Origin of the sequence: Nonomuraea solani, from assembly GCF_900108335.1 — a bacterium.
Lineage (GTDB): Bacteria > Actinomycetota > Actinomycetes > Streptosporangiales > Streptosporangiaceae > Nonomuraea > Nonomuraea solani.
Genome location: NZ_FNVT01000005.1, coordinates 207,512 through 227,264, shown reverse-complemented (window position 1 = coordinate 227,264; position 19,753 = coordinate 207,512). Strand labels below are relative to the sequence as shown.

Genomic DNA, 19,753 nt, shown 5'->3' with positions numbered 1-19,753 from the left:
ACATGACGACTCTTCAGACGGTTTTCGCCAAGGCGAAGGCGGACAACCGGGCCGCGCTCGTCGGCTACCTGCCCGCGGGCTTCCCCTCCAAGGAAGGCGCCATCAGCGCCGCCGCGGCCCTGGTGGAGGCCGGCTGCGACGTCATCGAGATCGGCCTGCCCTACTCCGACCCGCTCATGGACGGGCCGACGATCCAGGACGCCGTGCACCGGTCGCTGGTCAACGGCACGCGGATCGCCGACGTCATGCGCACCGTCGAGGGCGTCGCCGCGACCGGCGCGGCCACACTCGTCATGACCTACTGGAACCCGATCGACAAGTACGGCGCCGACCGCTTCGCCCGTGACCTGGCCAACGCCGGCGGCGTGGGCACGATCACGCCCGACCTGACGCCCGAGGAGTCCGAGCCGTGGCGGGCCGCGTCCGCGTCCGCCGGCATCGACACGGTGTTCCTGGTCGCGCCCAGCTCGACGGAGCAGCGCATCAAGGCCGTCGTCGACTGCTGCACCGGCTTCGTCTACGCGGCCTCGCTCATGGGCGTCACCGGCGCCAGGGAGAGCGTCAACGTGGCCGCCGAGGGGCTGGTCAAGCGCACCAAGGCGCACACGGACCTGCCGGTGTGCGTGGGCCTGGGGGTCGGCACCGGGGCGCAGGCGGCCGAGGTGGCCACCTATGCCGACGGGGTCATCGTGGGGTCGGCGTTCATCCGGCGCATCCTCGACGCTCCTGACGAGGCGGCGGGGCGGGAGTCCATCGCGCAGCTCGCCGGGGACATGGCCCGGAGCGTTCGCCGCTGACCTGCCGGTAGCGGAGCGCGGTTCCCTTTGCGGGGGCCGCGCTTTTTTGTAGCGAAATTTCGGGATAAGAGGGAGGATCTGGCGCTCAGGTCCATGGTGTGCGGTCCTGGGCGGGGCGATGATCGGGGCTCCCGAGCGGTGTGACGCATGACCCGGAAGGACAGCTATGCGTCCCGTAACTCTCGCAGCAGCCCTCGCCCTCACGGCCGCCACCCTGGCCGCCACCACCGTTGACCGGCCCTCCTCGGCGCTCGCGGACCCGCCCTCCGAGCGGCCCACGGCGGCGGTCGCCGAGCCGCCCTCCGACCGGCCCACCGGGGCGGTCGCCGAGCCGCCGTCGCCGGAGCCCGACTACGAGTTACCCTCGCCCGACCCCTCGCGTACCGGGCCGGAGCCGCCGCGTCCCACCGTGCAGGAGCTGCCGCCCACGCCCGCGCAGGTGGCCGAGCCCATCGTGATCTCGTCGGCGGCCCTGCGGGTGGAGCTGGACCCGGGGTTCCCGCGCGTCCTGGGCTACACCGACCGGGCGAGCGGCGCCACGATGGGCGGCAGCGCGGCCGTACCCGCCGTCGTGCTCAATGGCGAGCCCCGCGCCGCCGCCGTCACCCTGGCGGCGAACGACGGCGCGACCGCCCGCTACCGGCTCACCTTCGAGGACCTGCCGGGGGTCGCGCTGGCGGCGAGCGTCGGGGTCAGGGGCCGGGTGACGACGTTCGCGATCGACGAGGTGAGCGACACCGAGGCGTTCCGGGTCGGCACGATCGACCTGCCGGGCCACGACCTGGTGTCGGTGTCGAGCACGCAGGCGCGCGCGGCGACCGCGTTCACCCGGCTGGACCCCAACTCCACCCGTACCGCCGACGTGTTCGCGCAGGTCACGGCCGATACGGCGGCGGAGGCAGCGCCGGTGGGGGCGACGTACGCGATTCTCAGCACCGACCGGCTGGCCGCCGCCGTCGAGTCGAACTCCACCTACGACCGCCCCTCCGGCGCGACCGACCGGGACGCGGCCCGGTTCTGGCACCAGGCCAGAAAGGAGGGCGACGGCACGGTACGGGTCGGCGTCTGGAGCGGCCAGTGGACCCACCGCGCGAGCGGCGCCCCGTTCACCGAGGACCTGCCGTGGGCGAAGGTCGTGCTCACCCCCGACGCCAACGGCGACCGTACGCTGGACTGGCAGGACGGCGCGATCGCGTTCAGGACCATCGGCGTCCGGGCTCTCGGCGCGGAGCGGACCAAGGACCGCGTGGTCACGCACATCCCGTTCAACTTCTCCAGCCAGGCCACCCACCCCTTCCTGCGCACGCTCGACGACGTCAAGCGGATCTCGCTGGCCACCGACGGGCTCGGGCAGCTCGCGCTGCTCAAGGGCTACCAGTCGGAGGGCCACGACGCCGCGCACCCCGACTACGGCGGCAACTACAACCGCCGCGCCGGCGGTCTCAAGGACCTGAACACGCTGCTGAGGGCGGGTAAGGGCTGGAACGCCACGTTCGGCGTGCACGTCAACGCCACCGAGTCCTATCCCGAGGCGCGGAGCTTCGACGAGGTCCTGGTGAACAAGGACGCCAAGGGCTGGAACTGGCTCGACCAGGCGTACCTGATCGACCAGCGCGGCGACCTGACCAGAGGCACCCTCGCCGGGCGGCTGCGGCGACTGCGCGACGAGACCGACAAGAACCTCGCGGCGCTGTACGTGGACGTCTTCAGGCCGTTCGGCTGGGTCGCCGACCGTACGCTGGCCGAGCTGCGGAAACAGGGCTGGCAGGTCACCACGGAATGGTCGGACAAGCTGGAACGCTCGTCGCTGTGGGCGCACTGGGCCAACGACCTCAACTACGGCGGCGTCACCAACAAGGGGCTCAACTCGCAGATCATCAGGTTCATCCGCAACGACGAGAAGGACGTCTGGAACGCCCACCCGATCCTCGGCAACGCCCGCATCGTCGAGTTCGAGGGCTGGACGGCGGAGAACGACTTCACCGCCTTCTACCGCAACATCTGGGAGCACAACCTGCCGGTCAAGTTCCTGCAGCAGCACCGGATCATGGACTGGAACGCCGACGAGATCGTGTTCGCGGGCGGGGTGCGCGGGACGTACCGTGACGGCCGGCGGGAGCTGTTCGCCGGTGGGCGCAAGGTGCTGGACGGCGGCGCGTACCTGCTGCCGTGGCAGGGCCGGCACTACCACTACAACGCGGCCGGTGGGGAGACCACGTGGGCGGCCGACCGGGCGATGACCGTCTACCGGCTCACCGACCAGGGCCGCGTGCGGACCGGCAGGGTCGTCCCGTCGGACGGCAGGATCACGCTGCGGGCCGAGGCGGGCGTGCCGTACGTGCTCTATCCCGGCGCCGCGCCCGCGCCGCCCGCGCCGGGCTGGGGGCAGGGGAGCGGGGTGCGCGACCCCGGCTTCAACGGCGACGACCTCACGGGATGGACCCGCAGCGGGCCCGTCAGCGTGGCCGTGAACGACCTGGGGCAGCGGACGGCCGTCCTGGGCGGTGGCGCGCGGGCGCGGCTGGAGCAGCGGCTGAGCGGCCTGCGGCCGGGCCGTACATACACCGCGTCGGCGTTCGTCGAGGTCGAGCCCGGTAAGACGCGGCGGACGACCCTGGAGGCCGGTGGGCGGGCGATCGGCATCGACCGGTCCACGGCCAGGAACTACATCGCCTCCGACGAGAAGCACGACACCTTCTTCCAGCGGCTCAAGGTGACCTTCACCGCGCCGGGGCCGTCGGTCACGCTGCGGATCACGGCGGCGGCCGCCGACGGGGACGTGCGGGTGGACGACGTGCGCCTGTTCGAGCGGGAGCCGGTGGGGGAGGTGGAGACGTTCGAGTCGGCAGAGCCCGGCTGGGGGCCGTTCGTGAAGGGCGACGCGGGCGGGTCGTTCGACGCGCGTACGCATCTGTCGGAGCGGCACGAGCCGTACACGCAGGCCGGGTGGAACGGCAAGACGGTCGACGACGTGCTGAACGGCGACTGGTCGCTGAAGGCGCACGAGGAGCGGCAGGGGCTGATCTACCGGACGCTGCCGCAGACGGCGCGGTTCGAGCCGGGGCGCGCCTACGAGGTGTCGTTCGCCTACCAGAACGCGCTGGCCGGGACCTACGAGTGGGTGACCGGCTACGACAAGGGCGGGACGAGCGTGGAGACCCGGCGCACGCCTCTCCCCGAGCGGCGGAGCACGGCCAGGTTCACCGAGCGGGTGGTCTCCGGGTGCGGCGACGGGTGGGTCGGGCTGCGCTCGCTCAGGGCCGAACTGGCCGGGGCCGACTTCGTCCTCGACGACTTCTCGGTCACCGATCTCGGTATGACGCCGGACGCGCGGGCGTGCGGTTCGCTGGCGCTGGTGCCCGCCTCGGCGGCGTTCGAGCAGGGGGCCGCCAACGAGGTCACCACCACGTTCACGAACCTGGAGGACGTGGCGGTCCGGGACGTGGCCGTGACGCTGGACGTACCGGAAGGGTGGACGGTGGAGGGCGACGGGACCGGCGGCGCGGAGCCCGGCGGGACGCTGAGCACCACCTGGCGGGTCACGCCGCCCGCCGGCGCGCCCTACGACACCTACGAGCTGCGGGCCACCGCCGCCTACACCGTCGGGGGCGCGGCCAGGTCGCTGACCGCCATGGCGAGCGTGCGCACCCTGCCGCCGCCTCCGACGGCCGATGCCTACGCCGGCGACCTGGAGTGGGTCGGCGCGGACAACGGCTGGGGGCCGGTCGAGCGCGACCGGTCCAACGGCGACACCGGACCGGCCGACGGCGGGCCGATCGTCATCGGCGGGCAGACGTATGCCAAGGGGCTGGGCACGCACGCGCCCGCCAAAGTGCGTTTCTACCTGGGTGGCCGGTGTACGGCTTTCACGGCCTTCGTCGGTGTTGACGATGTGCAGGCCACTCGGGGGTCGGTGCGGTTCAGTGTCGTGGCCGACGGGGTGGAGAAGGCGGGGAGCCCGGTGCTGCGGGCCGCCGACGCCGCGTACGAGCTGAGCGCCGACCTGACCGGTGCCCGCTACGCCGACCTCGTGGCCGGCGACGGGGGCGACGGCATCGGCAACGACCACGCGGACTGGGGTGAGGCCCGATTCAGGTGTGCCTGAGCTCCGCGTACAGCGGGGACCATCGATTGAAGACGCCGGTGGGCACCAGGTAGACGTTGATGGCGACCTGCACCAGCAGGAGCCAGACGACGTACTGCGCGGCGTTGACGCCGGGCACGGCGTCCACCGGCAGCGTGTACGCGATGACGAGCCGCACCACGGCGTCGACCAGCAGGCCGACGCCGTAGATGACCGTCACCACCCGCCAGATCCGGCGGAAGGCGGGCAGCCGCTCCCACAGCACGTCCCACGACTCCCGGTTCGGCCCGATACGGCCTTCGAAGATGAAACGGGTGAACGTGAACGCCAGCGGCCGCTCGCCGCGCACGCTGGACAGGAACCACAGGCCCGCGACCGCCGTGAACCAGCCGTCCTTGGCCAGTAACAGCCGGGTGTCGTGGACCACCAGGGACACGACGGCGCCGGCCAGCATCATCGTCGTCATGTACAGGCCCAGCCGGTCCGGTTTACGGCGGCGCACGAGGTCGGAGACGACGCTGAGGCCGGGGATGAGCGAGCTGATCACCAGCGCCGTGTGGAACCCGACGCCGCAGGCGCGCAGCGCGTAATAGAGGCCCATCGGCAGGACGATGTCGATCGCCAGGGTCAGCAGGCTCCGCGTCCGGTGGCTCATGCGCGGGTGGCCCGGGCGAAGAGGGCGGCCAGCTCGTCAGCGTATTCGTCCAGGTCGGCGCCGGGGTCGGCCTCCAGCAGGAACGGCAGCCCGTCCAGCGCTCGCTGGACCGCCATCGCCATCACCCGCGTGTTGAACGCGCGGAACTCGCCGCTCTCCTGCCCCCAGGCCAGCAGCCGTTCGATGTGGGAGAGCGCCGTCAGGTTCGTCGCGGCGTCCTGGGCGCGGGATCCGCCCTCCGGCCGGAAGTTGAGAAAGATCTCCGTGGCCACGCGCATCTCGGCGCGGTGGTCCCTGATGTACTCCACCAGCGACCTGATGTAGGTGTCCAGCGCGCCGCCGGGCGTCGTCTGGGCGCCCACCCGCCGTCCCATGAACGCCGACAGGTCGTCGTAGATGGTGACGAGCGTCTGGCCGATCAGCTCGTCCTTGCCGTCGAAGTGGTACGAGATCAGCCGCGTGCTGCTGAGCCCGGCCCGCTCGGCTATCCGGGCGAAGGACGCCTGGTGGTAACCGAGCTCCGCGATCGTCGCGATCGTCGCCGTCACGATCTGCGCCCGTCTGGCGGAGCTCGTGACCGACTCATCCCTCTTTACTGGCATGAGTAATTTTTAACTTAGATGAGTAACTCGCGCAACCTCGTACCGGTTTCCGGGCGCTGACCTGCCTTAGCGAATGCTTATTCGCCCCGTGGTCACATGGGATCCCGGTACTGTGCGCTTTTCGGCGCAGAGACAGAGGAGAACAGTTGTGGCCGCGTCACCATCGTCACCGAACGCCAGATGGGCGCTACCCTGGGTGACGACCGCCGCCCGGCTCGTGCTGGGCGGGGTGCTGATCGTCGCGGGCGCGCTCAAGATCGGCACCCCGGCCGACTCCGTCGTGGCGGTCAAGGCTTACCAGTTGCTGCCCGAGCCGATCGCCGTCACGGTGGGCTACGCCCTGCCGATCCTGGAGATCGTGGTCGGCGTGCTGCTGGTCGTCGGTCTGCTGACCAGGGTGGCCGCGGTGATCGCCGCGCTGCTCATGCTCGCGTTCGTGTTCGGCATCGGCTGGGCGTGGGCGAAGGGCCTGCGGATCGACTGCGGCTGCTTCGGCGGCGGTGGCCAGCTCGGGAAGGGGCAGGAGCCGACCTACCTGCTCGACATCCTGCGTGACTTCGGCCTCGTGCTGCTGGGCGTCTGGGCCGCCCGTTTCCCGCCGGGACGCTTCGCGCTCGACGGGGCCCTCGGTCTCGGGGGCGACACCGGTGACGACACCGGGGTCGATGATGACTTGGAGGAGGACTGATGGGCAAGGGCGAGCGCACGAAGACGAAGTCGCAGTCGGCGCGCGAGAAGATCAGGGAGCAGCAGGCCGCCGCGCGCGCCCGCGACAAGCGCAAACGGCTGGTGACGTACGTGGCCGCGGGGGTGGTCGCCGTGGCCGCCGTGGGGGCCGGCTGGTGGTACAACGTGAGCACGTACAAGTCGGAGGAGGCCTCCGGCGCCGCGGCGCCGGTCACGGTGCAGCCCGACGGCACGGCGGTGATGGCCAAGAGCGGCGTCACCAAGCCGGTGGTGGACATCTACGAAGACTTCCAGTGCCCGGCCTGCGCGGAGCTGGAGCGGGTCAACGGGCAGACGTTCAAGAACCTCGCCGCCGAGGGCAAGGCCAAGGTCGTCTTCCATCCCATCACGATCTTCTCCCAGGAGCCGACCAAGGCCAACTCCGTACGCGCGGCCAACGCGGCCCGGTGCGTCGCAGACGGCAAGCAGTGGCTGGCCTTCCACGACCTGCTGTTCGAGAACCAGCCTCCCGAGAACGAGCAGGGGTTCCTGCCCGGCCAGCTCAAGCAGTGGGCCAAGCAGGCCGGGGTGACCGACGGGGCCTTCGATGCCTGTGTGACGTCGGAGAAGCACGCGTCGGCGCATCTCGCGTACAGCAAGAAGGTCGGGGACGAGCAGAAGCTCACGCACACGCCGACGGTGAAACTGAACGGAACAGAAATAGACAATCAGGTACTCTTCAGCCCGTCGCAACTGCGCGATGCGATTACCGAGGCGGCTAAGTAGGCTCGCTTCCGCTACCCTCACCTGACATGCCCCTTGCCTCGATTCCCAGCCCTTCCGAAGGGGTCTGGTATCTCGGATTCATCCCGATCCGGGCTTATGCGCTATGCATCGTGCTCGGCGTCATCGTCGCCGTCTGGCTGAGCGAGCGCCGCTGGCGCGCCCGTGGTGGCCAGGCGGGGACGATCATCGACATCGCGGTCCCCGCGGTCATCTTCGGCCTGATCGGCGGCCGGCTCTACCACGTCATCACCGACTGGCAGACCTATTTCGGCAGCCGCGCGATCAAGGAACCCTACCGGGCCCTGTTCATCTGGGAGGGCGGCCTCGGCATCTGGGGCGCGATCGCGCTCGGCGGCGTCGGCGTGTGGTTGTCCGTGCGCAAGCGCGGCATCTCCATGGGCGCCATCGCCGACACCGTCGCGCCCGGCATCGCCTTCGCGCAGGCCATCGGGCGCTGGGGCAACTGGTTCAACCAGGAGCTCTACGGCTCGCCGACGACGCTGCCGTGGGGCCTGGAGATCGACCTCGACCACGGCGGCGAGCCCGGCGTCCTCTACCACCCGACCTTCCTGTACGAGTCGCTGTGGGACGTGGCGCTGGGCTTCGTGCTCATCCTCGTGGGGCGGCGCTTCGCCCTGCACCACGGTCGGCTGTTCGCCCTCTACGTCGCCGGTTACACGCTCGGCCGCTTCTGGATCGAGGGGCTGCGCATCGACCCGGTGGGCGGGGTCGACCACGCCGTGCTGTTCCTGGGGCTGCGGATCAACCAGTGGACGTCGATCGTGCTGTTCCTGGGGGCGATCTTCTACTTCTGGGCGACCAGGAACAAGGACGGGGTCGAGGTCCTGGTGCCGCCGTCCGAAGACCCGGATCCGGCGCACTCGTCGGGTCAGGCGGATCCGGCGACCTCCGATGTCACCGACGGGGAGACCGCGGTGGCACCGGCCGAGTCCGGCGAAGCGACCGCACCACCGGAAACCGAAAAGCCCAAGGCCGAGGCGGCTGAGGCCGCCTCCGCCGAAGCCGAGACGGCCGAGGCCGGAGTCGCCGGGGCCGAGACCGCTGAAGACGAGACCGCGGCGGCCGCGACCTCGAAGCCTGAGGCGTCTGCGTCCAAGCCGGCCGCATCCGAAGCCGAGGCGCCCGCGACCGAGGAGCCTGAAGCCGAGACCCCCGCAGCTCAAGAGGCGGAAGCCGAGACCGCCGCGGCCCAGGAGCCGGAAGCCGAGACCCCTGCGCCCCAGACGGCGGAGAAGACTTCTGACGCTGAAGCGGCGGCGGCGCAGACCGCTGACACCGAAGAAGCAGCCGTGAAGAAGGAGAAGAACTCGCGATGAGCGGTCGCGCGGAGGCCCACCACCATCATCGCGACGTCACCGGAGGCTGGTTGCGGCCATCGGTGTTCGGCGCGATGGACGGCCTGGTGTCGAACTTCGCGCTGATCGCGGGAGTCGCGGGTGGCACCACCAACACGAAGGTCGTCGCGCTCGGCGGGGTCGCCGGGCTCGCGGCCGGGGCGTTGTCCATGGCCGGCGGCGAATACGTGTCGGTGGCCAGCCAGCGGGAGCTCGCCCAGGCGGAGATCGCCGTCGAGCGGCGTGAGCTGGCCGGGCACCCCGAGGAGGAGCAGGCGGAGCTGGCGCAGAGCTTCGCCGACCAGGGCGTGGCGCCCGGCCTGGCCGCCGAGGTGGCCAGGCAGATCTCCCAGAACCCCGACCGAGCGCTGGAGGTCCACTCCCGCAACGAACTGGGCGTGGGGCCGGGCGACCTGCCGTCGCCCCTCGTGGCGGCGGTGTCGTCGTTCCTGTCGTTCGCGGTGGGGGCGGTGCTGCCGCTGCTGCCGTACCTGCTCGGAGCCACGGGGCTGGGGGTGTCGGCGATGGTGTCGTGCGCGGCCCTGTTCGCGGCGGGCGCGCTGGTGTCGGCCGTGACGGCGCGAAGCTGGTGGTATTCCGGGCTACGGCAGCTCCTGGTGGGCTCGGGGACGGCCGCCGTCACCTTCGGCGTCGGCAACCTGATCGGGGCGTCGGGCTTGTGATGGCCAGGAGAAGAGCCGGATCGGGCTCCAGCAACGGCCGCTCGTCCTCCGGCACGGGCCGGTCGAGGGGCAACCGCTCTAACCCGAACACGGACGGCACCGGCTGGGACGCGACCCCCTCGGACGCCCGTCAGGTCGACGACAGAGACGCCGGCCGCCAGACCGGCGACCGGAACGGTGGCCACCCGACCGGAGACGGTGGCCGCCCGGCCGGCGACAGGAACGGTCGCCACCAGGTCGGTGACAGGAACGATGGCCGCCGGGCCGGCGACAGGGGCGGCGGATGGCCGGCCGGTGGCGCGGACGATGGCCGCCAGGTCGGTGACAGGCTCAGCGACCGCCAGACCGGCGGCGCGGAAGGCCGCTGGCAAGCCGGTGGCGCGGACGGTGGTTGGCCAGCCACTGATGGCCGTTCCGGGGCGCACCCGGACGGCGGCGCCTGGGAAGCGGCAGACCGTAGCCGTCCGGCGGACGGTGCCGGTCTGGCGTCGGGCACGGGCGGTCGTGGTCGGCGCGCCGCGCGCACGGATGGCCGCGGCCGGCGTGCTGCGGCCACGGACGGACATGGCTGGCAATCCGCGAGTCCGGATGCCTCTGGCTGGCATTCCGCGAGCGCGGACGGTCACGGTCTCCAGGCCGCAGGCACGGACGGGCGCGGCGGTCGGCGTGGCGCCGGCCCGGATGATCGCGGTCAGCAGCCTGCGGGCACGGACGGCGGTGGCTGGCAGGCCGCCAGCGGGGATGGCCGCGATCGGCGGGCTGGGAGCGGCGCGGATGCCGGGGGCAGGTCGGTCGCGGGTACCGATGCCTTTGGCTGGGAGATCGCCGGCCCGGACGGCCGTGGCTGGCAGGCCGGGAACGCGGACCTCGGCGGCCGGTCGGCCGCGGGCACAGACGCCTTCGGCTGGCAGGTCACAGGCCCCGAAGGCGGCACCGGAGAAGGGGCCAGCGGTGGCCGTCCTGGAATGGGCGCCGATGGGCGCGGCTGGGCCGCCGCAGGCAATGGCTGGTCCGCCGATGGTGCCGGTGGCGATGACCGGTCGGGCGATGGTGCCGGTGGCAATGGTCGGTTGGCCGGTGGCGTCGGTGGCGATGGCTGGTCATCTGCCGGTGCTGGTGGCGGCGGTCGGTCGGCCGGTGGTGCTGGTGGTGATGGCTGGTCATCTGCGGGCGCTGGTGGCGATGGTCGGTTGGCCGCAGGTGCCGGTGGCGACAGTTGGTCGGCCGGTGGCACTGGCGGCGACGGTTGGTCGGCTGCGGGCGGCCGGTCGGCTAGCGCTGCGAGTGGTGGATGGCAGGCGGCTGGGGCGCACGGTGACGGTCAGGCGGCGGGTGTTGCGGACGATGGCCGGTCGGCGCGTGCTGACGATGGTCGGTCGGGCCGCCGCGCCGGCGGTGGTCGATCGGCGGGTGCCGCCGGTGACGGTCAGGAGACAGGAGCCGTTGGCGGCCGGTCGGCGGCCTCCGGTAGAGGCCGTAGGGCGGCGGCGCGGTCAGCGGAGACCGGCGACGCCGGTCAGGCGGCGGCAGCCGACGGCGGTCAGTCGGTGGGAAGCGATGCTGGGCGTCGATCGACGGGAGCCGAGGGTGGCCATCGGTCGGCGGGAGCGGGTGGTCGCGGTCACTCGGGGGCTGCCGATGAGCGGGCGGAGCCTGCCGGCAGGGGCCGTAGAGCGGCGCGCCGGTCCGCAGGAGCCGACGGTGACGGTCGGTCCGAAGCGGGTCGGTCCACAGGAGCCGACGGCGCTGACCGGTCCGAAGCCGGTCGGTCCAATACGGGTTGGTCCGAAGCCAGCCGACCCGAAGCCGGTCGGTCCGAAGCGGGTCGGTCCGAAGCGGGTCGGTCCGAGGCTGGGCGGTCTGCGGGAGCCGATGGTGCTGGGCGGGCCGAAGGTGGGCGGAGTGGTGGACGAGCTGCTGGTGGCGGGGGTAAGCGCGGGCGGTTGATGGGGCTCGCGGGGCGTCGCCGGGCCGGAGATGACGATGGTGGCGAATGGGCCGTCGAGGTCGGTGATGGCGGGCAGTGGCCGGAGGATGCCGGGGTTCGGAATCCTGGGCGGGCCACCGGGGGAAGTGATGCCGGGCAGGTGGAGGGCGGGTCGCGGAAGCGGCGCCGTACCCCCAAGTCCGACTGGCAGTTCCCGGTGCTCACCGACATTGGGCTGCGGCCCGAGCAGCAGAAGCTGATCGTCATCATCGTCACCGTCATCGGTGTGCTGGCGGCGGGTGTGGGGCTGGTGATGGTCGTGACGTCCATCGGTGAATACGCGCCGGAGCGGCAGGCCGATACCACTGTGGTGGGGCCCGACGCGGCGCTGCCGCAGGTGTTCCGTGGATGGAGTTCGCCCAAGCTGTTCGACCCCCTCACAGAACGGACCAAGGACGGTAAGGCGCTGACCGAGAAAGAGGTGTTCGGTCAGAGCGAGTTCGTCGTCAGCAAGAAGCTCAAGCTCAAACTCGTCGCCAAGAAGCTCGAAACCGACTGCGCCGGGGCGGTGTGGGGCCAGCGCCTGGTCGAACAGGTGTCGGACGCCGGATGTACGCAGGTCGCCCGCGGTCTGTACGCCAGCTCAGACGGCCGCTACGTCGGCCAGTACACGTTACTCAACCTGAAAGACGGAAAATCGGCCTCAGAACTGGTCGAGTCATTGAAGACCCTGCACCGGGGCGGCTGGGCGCGCCCCCTGGCCTCCTCCAAGGCGACCTTCCCCGCGGGCGGCTACTCCGAGGCGGGCGGCTACGCCCTCGGCCACTACGTCGGGCTGGTGTGGCTGGGCCGGGCCGACGGCACTGAGCCCACCCCCAAGGACGACTTCGTCTCGCTCACCCTGGCCCTGCGCGGAGCGGAGAAGGCCCTCTACCGCCGCGTCGTCACCATCACCGGGCCGTCGTCCTGATGTCCTCCCGTACCGACACGGTCGAGAGCACAGGAGACGACGACGCGCGTCCGAAGTCGCGCCGTCTGCTCATCTCCATCGTGGCCGTCGTGGTGGTCCTCGCCGTCGCCGGCTGGTGGTTCCTGTGGCCTGACCCTCCCCGCCCGGCCACCCTCCGCGCCGAGCCCACCTCCGCCTTCTACGCGGCCATCGACAGCCGTCAGAACGACGCCGCCCCGCTGACCCTCCAAGAGGTCTTCACCCCGGCCACCCAGAACCTGGGCGGGATGACCCTGGCGGGCAGCCAGGCGTACACCGACTGCGACGAGGTCCTCTGGGGCGTCTCGGCGGCGGGTTGCACGCAGGCGCTGCGGGCCTCGTACAAGGGCGGGGCGATGGCGGGGCAGTTCGTCATCTTCAACCTCGGCGACGGGCGCGCGGCCGACGCGCTGGTGTCGGCGCTGGGCAAGGACGGGTTCGTACGACAGCAGGACGTCGTGTTCGAGGCCGCCGGGAGCAGTGCCCAGGTTCGTGCGATGGGCCACTACGTGACGGTGAGCTGGGCCGGCGCGACGGCCCCCGTGCAGCAGAAGGCGCCGGACCTGACCACCGCCCTCGTGGCGCTCGACGGCCTCGGGCGAGTGGTCCAGAGCCGGATCGTCGCAGCCACCTGACTGGCGACCTGGCTGACGGGGCACGGGTCCTCAGCGGCCGCCTGACCGACCAGGCTCAGCACCTGCTCCAGGGGCTTAAGGGCCGCCTGGCTGACCAGGCTCGGCGCAGTGGTCCCCTGGAGGCTGCCTGGCCGACCCAGGCTCAGCGCCTGTCCTGAAGGCGCCTGGCTGATGCCCGGCCCCCGGCTCCGGCCGCGCCTCGCCGACGGGCTTGAGGTACCCCGGTGTCGGTGCCCTGTAGCTGCGGTGAAGGTGTCAGGTGGTTGTGGTCAGGGCGGAGACCGTGGTGGTGACGGCCGCGGGAAGAGCCGACAGGTGGTGGAGGGAGGCATCCAGGGGGGTCACGTCGTCAGACCAGGGGGCGGCCTCGCGGATCAGTGTGCGGGCCTCGTTCTTGGTCAGGGCCGTGCCCTGGTTGCGGGCCACCGCGATGAGGGCCTCCCGCCACGTGTTGGCCAGCTTGGCGTGCCCGTTGTCCAGGATCCTGCGCAGGACGACGGCCGCGTCGCCGTCCGGCTGGGGCAGGCGTACGGCGTCCAGCACACCCTCGGCCTCGGTGAGCGAGTAGACGGTGGACAGCACCTCGGGCAGCCCCGGCAGGGCGTCGGCGACATGGACGCGGACGTGTGAAGCGCGGGTGGCCAGCAGGACGCGGGGGAGCGTGGCGGAAAGGCCGGGCGGCAGGGACACGGCGACCCGGTCGGGGGCGGCGGCGTGCGGTTTGGCCAGCCACGTCGAGAGCCGCGCCCGGGGCTGGGTGAGCTCCTTGGGCCAGTCGCCCACCAGCAGGCCGGCCTCGAAACCCCCAAGAGCCCCAAGAGCCCCGCTGGGAGCCGAAGGCGTGCTTTCGACGGACTGCGGGCCCTGGGTGTAGATGGCGGTCGCCTGACGGCTCAGCCGGGACGTCACGGCCGGGCGTGTCTTGGTGGTGGGGCGCAGAACGTACAGGTCGGCGGCCGAGCCGATGGCCTCCGCGCCGAAGTAGCGGTTGAAGTCGGGGTGAATGGCCTCGTACGCGAGGTTGAGGTCGGCCAGCGCCTGCTGCACCTTCAGGGCCAGCATCGGCGTACGCTCACTGGCCCCGTACGCCAGCAAAACCCGCCCCTCGTCCTTCAGCCCCTCCACGGCCCGCGCCACGAACAGCCCCACCCCCTCCGGCGTGTACGGCGGATCCGTGATCGCCAGGTCGTGCTCCCGCGCCGAGGTGGGCAGCCCCAGCCGCAGGTCCGCCCAGCGGGTGCGCACGCCCAGCCCCTGCTCGTCGATGTAGGCCAGGATGCGCTCGTCGATGTCGACGACCGTGACGTCGGTCTCGGGATGGACGAGCTTGACGGCCAGCGAGGTCAGATCGTGGTCGCCCACGCACAGCAGGCGCGCGCCGGGCAGCCAGAACCGGGCGCCGAGCAGCAGCGCCCGCCGCAGCACGGTCTCCGGCGTGGCCGAGACGTGGTCGAGCACGTGGCGGGCGCGCGGCGCGCCGGCGACGAGCGCGGTGAGGCGCTCCAGGACGGCGGAATAGTGGGGGACCAGGTGGCCGACCGGGTCTTCGGGCGGCGGTGCCAGCGCGAACAGGTCCTGGAAGGCGGGGGTGTCGATGAGCGGCACCCGGAATCTCTCCCCTTTGCGCTCCAGGGGAAGCTCGCGGAGTAGCGCCTCGATGGTACGCCGGGACGTGGCGGTCTCCCTCACCAGATCGGCCAGGGCCCACCACTGCCCGTCGCACAGCAGGGTCAGCGCGTGCCGCAACCGCCTGCTGTCGGCCCCGGCCTCGGTGAGCAGCCGTTCCACCCCGTCACGATCCATGGGCGAACCCTATCGAGGGTCCCGCGGGTATCGCTCCCCGTGCCGCATTCCGGTGGTCACATCGGGAATTTCGGCGGCCACGTCCGGGGTTTGGGATAGAGAGTTCGGATGCCGAGACCGGGGGAAATGTTCGCAATGCGGACCTGGCGGGCACCATTCCGGCACGGTGGGGTAACCTCTACCCACGATATGCAGCAGGGCCAACGTCGTCCCCGCCTGTAGCGCAGTTCAGACAGACGAAGACGACGGGAGGGATTCAATGCCTGCTGCCCACCTCGGGTTCCCCGAGCCCCAGGGCCTGTACCACCCCGCCAACGAGCACGATGCCTGCGGTGTCGCCATGGTCGCCGACGTCGCGGGACACCGTGGTCATGGCATCGTGGTCAAGGCGCTGACGGCGCTGTGCAATCTTGATCACCGGGGGGCCAAGGGTAGCGAGCCGGACACCGGCGACGGAGCCGGGATCCTGACGCAGATCCCCGATGGGTTCTACCGCGCGAGCGTGCCGCTCACGCTGCCCGCCGCCGGCTCGTACGCGACCGGCATCGCCTTCCTGCCCAGCGACGAAGAGGCCAGGGCCATCGCCGTCCGGCTGATCGAGGAGATCGCGGCCGAGGAGGGCCTCACCGTGCTCGGCTGGCGCGACGTGCCGGTCGACCGCGCCCTGCCGGGGCCGAGCGCCCGGGCCGTCATGCCGCACTTCGGCCAGCTCTTCGTGGAAAGCCCGGACGGGCACGCGGGGCTGGAGCTGGACCGGCTCGCGTTCTGCCTGCGCAAGCGGGCCGAGCACGAGGCCGACGTCTACTTCCCCTCGCTGTCCGCCAGGACGATCGTCTACAAGGGCATGCTCACGCCCGACCAGGTCGAGCCCTTCTTCCCCGACCTGAGCGACGAGCGTTACGAGACCGCGATCGCGCTGGTGCACTCGCGCTTCTCCACCAACACCTTCCCGAGCTGGCCGCTGGCCCACCCTTACCGCTACATCGCCCACAACGGCGAGATCAACACGGTCAAGGGCAACCGCAACTGGATGCGGGCTCGCGAGGCGATGCTGGAGTCCGCCCACATTCCTGGCGATATTTCGCGACTTTTCCCCATCTGTGACCCGGATGGCAGCGACACCGCCAGCTTCGACGAGGCTCTCGAACTGCTGCACATCGGCGGCCGCAGCCTGCCGCACGCCGTGCTGATGATGATCCCCGAGGCGTGGGAGAACCACACCGAGATGGACCCCGCGCGGCGGGCGTTCTACGAGTTCCACTCCTCGATGATGGAGGCGTGGGACGGTCCCGCCTCGATCACCTTCACCGACGGCACGCTGGCCGGCGCCGTGCTCGACCGCAACGGCCTGCGCCCCGGGCGTTTCTGGGTGACCGCCGACGGCCTGGTCGTGCTGGCCTCCGAGGCCGGCGTGCTCGACTTCAAGCCGGAGGACGTGGTCCGCAAGGGCCGCCTGCAGCCGGGCCGCATGTTCCTCATCGACACGGCCCGCGGCAAGATCATCGAGGACGACGAGATCAAGGCCGAGCTCGCGGCCGAGCTCCCCTACGCCGACTGGCTGCACGCCGGCCTGGTCCGCTTCGAGGAGCTGCCGGCCCGCCAGCGCGAGATCCCCACGCACGAGGCGCTCGTCAAGCGGCAGCAGACCTTCGGCTACACCGAGGAAGAGCTGCGCATCATCCTGTCGCCGATGGCGAAGGCCGGCATCGAGCCGATCGGCTCCATGGGCACCGACACGCCCGTCGCCGTGCTGAGCGAGAAGCCGCGGCTCCTGTTCGACTACTTCACCCAGCTGTTCGCGCAGGTCACGAACCCGCCGCTGGACGCCATCCGTGAAGAGCTGGTCACCTCCCTGGCCAGCACCATCGGGCCCGAGGGCAACCTCCTCGACCCGGGGCCGACGTCGTGCAGGCAGCTCGTGCTGCCGTACCCGGTGATCGACAACGACGAGCTCGCCAAGATCATCCACATCAACGACGAGCACGACCTGCCCGGCTTCCACCCGTACGTCATCAGCGGCCTGTACGAGGTCGGCGGCGGCGGCGAGGCGCTGCTGCGGCGGCTGGAGGAGATCAGGGCCGAGGCGTCCAAGGCGATCGCGGACGGCGCGCGCATCATCGTGCTGTCCGACCGCGGCTCGTCCGACGCGCTGGCGCCGATCCCGTCGCTGCTGCTGACCGGCGCGGTGCACCACCACCTGATCCAGGAGAAGACCCGCACCAAGATCGGCCTGGTCATCGAGACCGGCGAGGCCCGCGAGTGCCACCACATGGCGCTGCTGATCGGCTACGGCGCGGGCGCGATCAACCCCTACCTGGCGATCGAGACCATCGAGGACCTGGTCGACACCGGCGCCCTGGAGATGGACAAGCGCAAGGCCGTGCGCAACCTGATCAAGGCGTACGGCAAGGGCGTCATCAAGGTCATGTCCAAGATGGGCGTGTCCACGGTGGCCTCCTACACCGGCGCGCAGATCTTCGAGGCGCTCGGCCTGAGCCAGGAGGTCATCGACTCCTGCTTCGCGGGCACCACCTCCCGCCTGGGCGGCGTCGGCTTCGGCGTGCTGGCCCAGGAGGTCGAGCAGCGGCACCGCCACGCCTACCCGCGCGTGGAGAACGCCCACCGCAGGCTCCAGGTCGGCGGGGAATACCAGTGGCGGCGCGAGGGTGAGCCGCACCTGTTCAACCCCGAGACCGTCTTCAAGCTGCAGCACGCCACCAGGACCCGCCGCTACGAGATCTTCAAGGAGTACACGGGTCTCGTGGACTCCCAGGCGGAGCGGCTGATGACCCTGCGCGGCCTGTTCAAGCTGCGCAAGGGCGACCCGATCCCGCTCGACGAGGTCGAGCCGGTGGAGAGCATCGTCAAGCGGTTCTCGACCGGCGCGATGTCGTACGGCTCCATCTCGATGGAGGCGCACGAGACGCTCGCCATCGCGATGAACCGGCTGGGCGGCAAGTCCAACACCGGTGAGGGCGGCGAGGACCCCGAGCGTCTCTACGACGCCGCCCGCAGGTCCGCGATCAAGCAGGTGGCCTCCGGCCGGTTCGGCGTCACCTCCGAATACCTGGTCAACGCGGCCGACCTGCAGATCAAGATGGCCCAGGGCGCCAAGCCCGGCGAGGGTGGCCAGCTGCCCGGCCACAAGGTCTACCCGTGGATCGCCAAGACCCGGCACTCCACGCCCGGCGTCGGCCTCATCTCGCCGCCGCCGCACCACGACATCTACTCGATCGAGGACCTGGCCCAGCTCATCCACGACCTGAAGAACTCCAACCCGGAGGCCAGGGTCCATGTGAAGCTGGTCGCCGAGGTCGGGGTCGGCACGGTCGCGGCGGGTGTGTCCAAGGCGCACGCCGACGTGGTGCTCATCTCCGGGCACGACGGCGGCACCGGCGCCTCGCCGCTGACGTCGCTCAAGCACGCGGGCGCCCCGTGGGAGCTCGGCCTGGCCGAGACCCAGCAGACGCTCCTGCTCAACGACCTGCGCGACCGCATCGTCGTCCAGGTCGACGGCCAGCTCAAGACCGGCCGCGACGTCGTCATCGCCGCGCTGCTGGGCGCCGAGGAGTACGGCTTCGCCACCGCTCCGCTGGTCGTCTCCGGCTGCGTGATGATGCGGGTCTGCCACCTCGACACCTGCCCGGTGGGCGTGGCCACGCAGAACCCCGAGCTGCGCAAGCGGTTCACCGGCAAGCCCGAGTTCGTGGTCAACTTCTTCGAGTTCATCGCCGAGGAGATCCGCGAATACCTGGCCGAGCTGGGCTTCCGCTCGCTCGACGAGGCGATCGGGCACGTCGAGATGCTCGACATGACGGCGGCCGAGAACCACTGGAAGGCCAGTGGCCTCGACCTGTCGCCGATCCTGCACCGGCCTGAGCTGCCCGCGGGCACCACGCTGCGCCAGGTCATCGAGCAGGATCACGGGCTGCAGCACGCGCTGGACAACACCCTGATCCAGCTCGCCGAGGGCGCGCTCAACGACGGCACCCCGGTCACGCTGGAGCTGCCCATCCGCAACGTGAACCGTACGGTCGGCACCATGCTCGGCTACCAGGTCACCAAGCGCTACGGCGGCAAGGGCCTGCCCGACAACACGATCGACATCTCGTTCACCGGCTCGGCGGGCAACTCGTTCGGCGCGTTCGTGCCGCGCGGGATCACGCAGCGCCTGACCGGCGACGCCAACGACTACCTCGGCAAGGGCCTGTCCGGCGGGCGGATCACCGTCCGGCCGCACGAGGAGGCCCCGCTGGACGGCCACATCATTTCCGGAAATGTCGCCCTGTACGGCGCCACGTCCGGCGAGGTGTTCGTCCGCGGCGTCGTGGGCGAGCGGTTCTGCGTACGCAACTCCGGCGCCACGGCGGTCGTCGAGGGCGTGGGCGACCACGGCTGCGAGTACATGACCGGCGGCAAGGTCGTCGTGCTCGGCCCGACCGGGCGCAACTTCGCGGCCGGCATGTCGGGCGGCGTGGCGTACCTGCTGGACCTGCGGCCCGAGCGCGTCAACCGCGAGATGGTCGCCATCGAGGCGCTCACCGAGCAGGACGCCGAGTTCCTCAAGGAGACGGTCGAGAAGCACTTCGCGGAGACCGGCTCGCCGGTCGCCAAGGAGCTGCTGGCCGACTGGGACGCGGCGCTCGGCCGGTTCGGCAAGATCATGCCGACCGACTACAAGAGGGTGCTGGAGGCCGCCGAGGCCGCCCGCGCCGAGGGCAGGGACATCGACGAGGCGGTCATGGCCGCCGCTGTTAAGGGATAAGGGAGGC

At 71.1% G+C, this 19,753-nt stretch carries 13 protein-coding genes; 10 read left to right on the top strand and 3 right to left on the bottom strand.

Annotated features, from left to right (window positions below; all coding sequences use genetic code 11):
• Positions 1-2 precede the first annotated feature (2 nt).
• Together trpA and C4V41_RS20710 are read left to right on the top strand one after the other, a co-directional pair.
• On the top strand, positions 3-797 hold the full coding sequence (gene trpA, locus C4V41_RS20715) for a tryptophan synthase subunit alpha (RefSeq protein WP_200824115.1): 795 nt from the start codon (positions 3-5) through the stop codon (positions 795-797).
• Between the two features lie 166 nt (positions 798-963).
• Complete coding sequence (locus C4V41_RS20710) at positions 964-4,902, top strand: endo-alpha-N-acetylgalactosaminidase family protein (protein WP_103957546.1); 3,939 nt, start codon at positions 964-966, stop codon at positions 4,900-4,902.
• On the opposite strand, the gene C4V41_RS20705 is transcribed toward C4V41_RS20710, so the two are convergent.
• Together C4V41_RS20705 and C4V41_RS20700 are read right to left on the bottom strand one after the other, a co-directional pair.
• Positions 4,889-5,536, bottom strand: coding sequence for a VC0807 family protein (locus C4V41_RS20705; protein ID WP_103957545.1), 648 nt, complete (start codon positions 5,534-5,536; stop codon positions 4,889-4,891). The two genes, C4V41_RS20710 and C4V41_RS20705, sit on opposite strands and share 14 nt — an antisense overlap.
• Positions 5,533-6,138: a TetR/AcrR family transcriptional regulator gene (locus C4V41_RS20700; protein ID WP_103957544.1), complete on the bottom strand. Its 606-nt coding sequence runs from the start codon at positions 6,136-6,138 to the stop codon at positions 5,533-5,535. Before C4V41_RS20700 ends, C4V41_RS20705 begins: the two co-directional genes overlap by 4 nt.
• 196 nt (positions 6,139-6,334) lie before the next feature.
• Here C4V41_RS20700 and C4V41_RS20695 point away from each other — a divergent pair, with 196 nt between their 5' ends.
• The 7 genes from C4V41_RS20695 (at position 6,335) to C4V41_RS20665 (ending at position 13,178) form a co-directional block, all read left to right on the top strand.
• Positions 6,335-6,826, top strand: coding sequence for a MauE/DoxX family redox-associated membrane protein (locus tag C4V41_RS20695; protein WP_200824114.1), 492 nt, complete (start codon positions 6,335-6,337; stop codon positions 6,824-6,826).
• Positions 6,826-7,590: a DsbA family protein gene (locus C4V41_RS20690; protein ID WP_103957542.1), complete on the top strand. Its 765-nt coding sequence runs from the start codon at positions 6,826-6,828 to the stop codon at positions 7,588-7,590. Before C4V41_RS20695 ends, C4V41_RS20690 begins: the two co-directional genes overlap by 1 nt.
• A gap of 26 nt (positions 7,591-7,616) precedes the next feature.
• A complete protein-coding gene (lgt, locus tag C4V41_RS20685; protein ID WP_103957541.1) occupies positions 7,617-8,927 on the top strand; it encodes a prolipoprotein diacylglyceryl transferase in 1,311 nt (436 codons plus the stop codon).
• Positions 8,924-9,628 (top strand): VIT1/CCC1 transporter family protein, encoded by a 705-nt coding sequence (locus tag C4V41_RS20680; RefSeq protein WP_103957540.1) that lies wholly within the window; start codon positions 8,924-8,926, stop codon positions 9,626-9,628. Before lgt ends, C4V41_RS20680 begins: the two co-directional genes overlap by 4 nt.
• Before the next feature lie 951 nt (positions 9,629-10,579).
• Entirely contained in the window at positions 10,580-11,575 is a 996-nt protein-coding gene (locus tag C4V41_RS61930) for a hypothetical protein (protein WP_160150344.1), read from the top strand.
• Positions 11,576-11,772: 197 nt separating this feature from the next.
• Positions 11,773-12,525: a hypothetical protein gene (locus tag C4V41_RS20670; RefSeq protein WP_146103721.1), complete on the top strand. Its 753-nt coding sequence runs from the start codon at positions 11,773-11,775 to the stop codon at positions 12,523-12,525.
• Positions 12,525-13,178: a hypothetical protein gene (locus C4V41_RS20665; protein WP_103957538.1), complete on the top strand. Its 654-nt coding sequence runs from the start codon at positions 12,525-12,527 to the stop codon at positions 13,176-13,178. The genes C4V41_RS20670 and C4V41_RS20665 overlap by 1 nt, the downstream gene beginning before the upstream one ends.
• Positions 13,179-13,433: 255 nt before the next feature.
• Here the strand turns inward: C4V41_RS20665 and C4V41_RS20660 are convergent, their stop codons facing one another.
• A complete protein-coding gene (locus C4V41_RS20660; RefSeq protein ID WP_235030271.1) occupies positions 13,434-14,981 on the bottom strand; it encodes a bis-aminopropyl spermidine synthase family protein in 1,548 nt (515 codons plus the stop codon).
• A gap of 259 nt (positions 14,982-15,240) precedes the next feature.
• Here C4V41_RS20660 and gltB point away from each other — a divergent pair, with 259 nt between their 5' ends.
• Positions 15,241-19,746: a glutamate synthase large subunit gene (gene gltB / locus C4V41_RS20655; protein ID WP_200824113.1), complete on the top strand. Its 4,506-nt coding sequence runs from the start codon at positions 15,241-15,243 to the stop codon at positions 19,744-19,746.
• The last annotated feature ends 7 nt before the right edge of the window (positions 19,747-19,753 follow it).

Excerpts from the sequence above, each read along its gene's own strand:
- C4V41_RS20680 (WP_103957540.1), top strand. The coding sequence starts at position 8,924 with ATGAGCGGTCGCGCGGAGGCCCACCACCATCATCGCGACGTCACCGGA.
- C4V41_RS20660 (WP_235030271.1), bottom strand. The coding sequence starts at position 14,981 with ATGGATCGTGACGGGGTGGAACGGCTGCTCACCGAGGCCGGGGCCGAC.
- C4V41_RS20710 (WP_103957546.1), top strand. The coding sequence starts at position 964 with ATGCGTCCCGTAACTCTCGCAGCAGCCCTCGCCCTCACGGCCGCCACC.
- C4V41_RS20700 (WP_103957544.1), bottom strand. The coding sequence starts at position 6,138 with ATGCCAGTAAAGAGGGATGAGTCGGTCACGAGCTCCGCCAGACGGGCG.
- trpA (WP_200824115.1), top strand. The coding sequence starts at position 3 with ATGACGACTCTTCAGACGGTTTTCGCCAAGGCGAAGGCGGACAACCGG.
- C4V41_RS20665 (WP_103957538.1), top strand. The coding sequence starts at position 12,525 with ATGTCCTCCCGTACCGACACGGTCGAGAGCACAGGAGACGACGACGCG.
- gltB (WP_200824113.1), top strand. The coding sequence starts at position 15,241 with ATGCCTGCTGCCCACCTCGGGTTCCCCGAGCCCCAGGGCCTGTACCAC.
- C4V41_RS20690 (WP_103957542.1), top strand. The coding sequence starts at position 6,826 with ATGGGCAAGGGCGAGCGCACGAAGACGAAGTCGCAGTCGGCGCGCGAG.
- C4V41_RS20705 (WP_103957545.1), bottom strand. The coding sequence starts at position 5,536 with ATGAGCCACCGGACGCGGAGCCTGCTGACCCTGGCGATCGACATCGTC.
- lgt (WP_103957541.1), top strand. The coding sequence starts at position 7,617 with ATGCCCCTTGCCTCGATTCCCAGCCCTTCCGAAGGGGTCTGGTATCTC.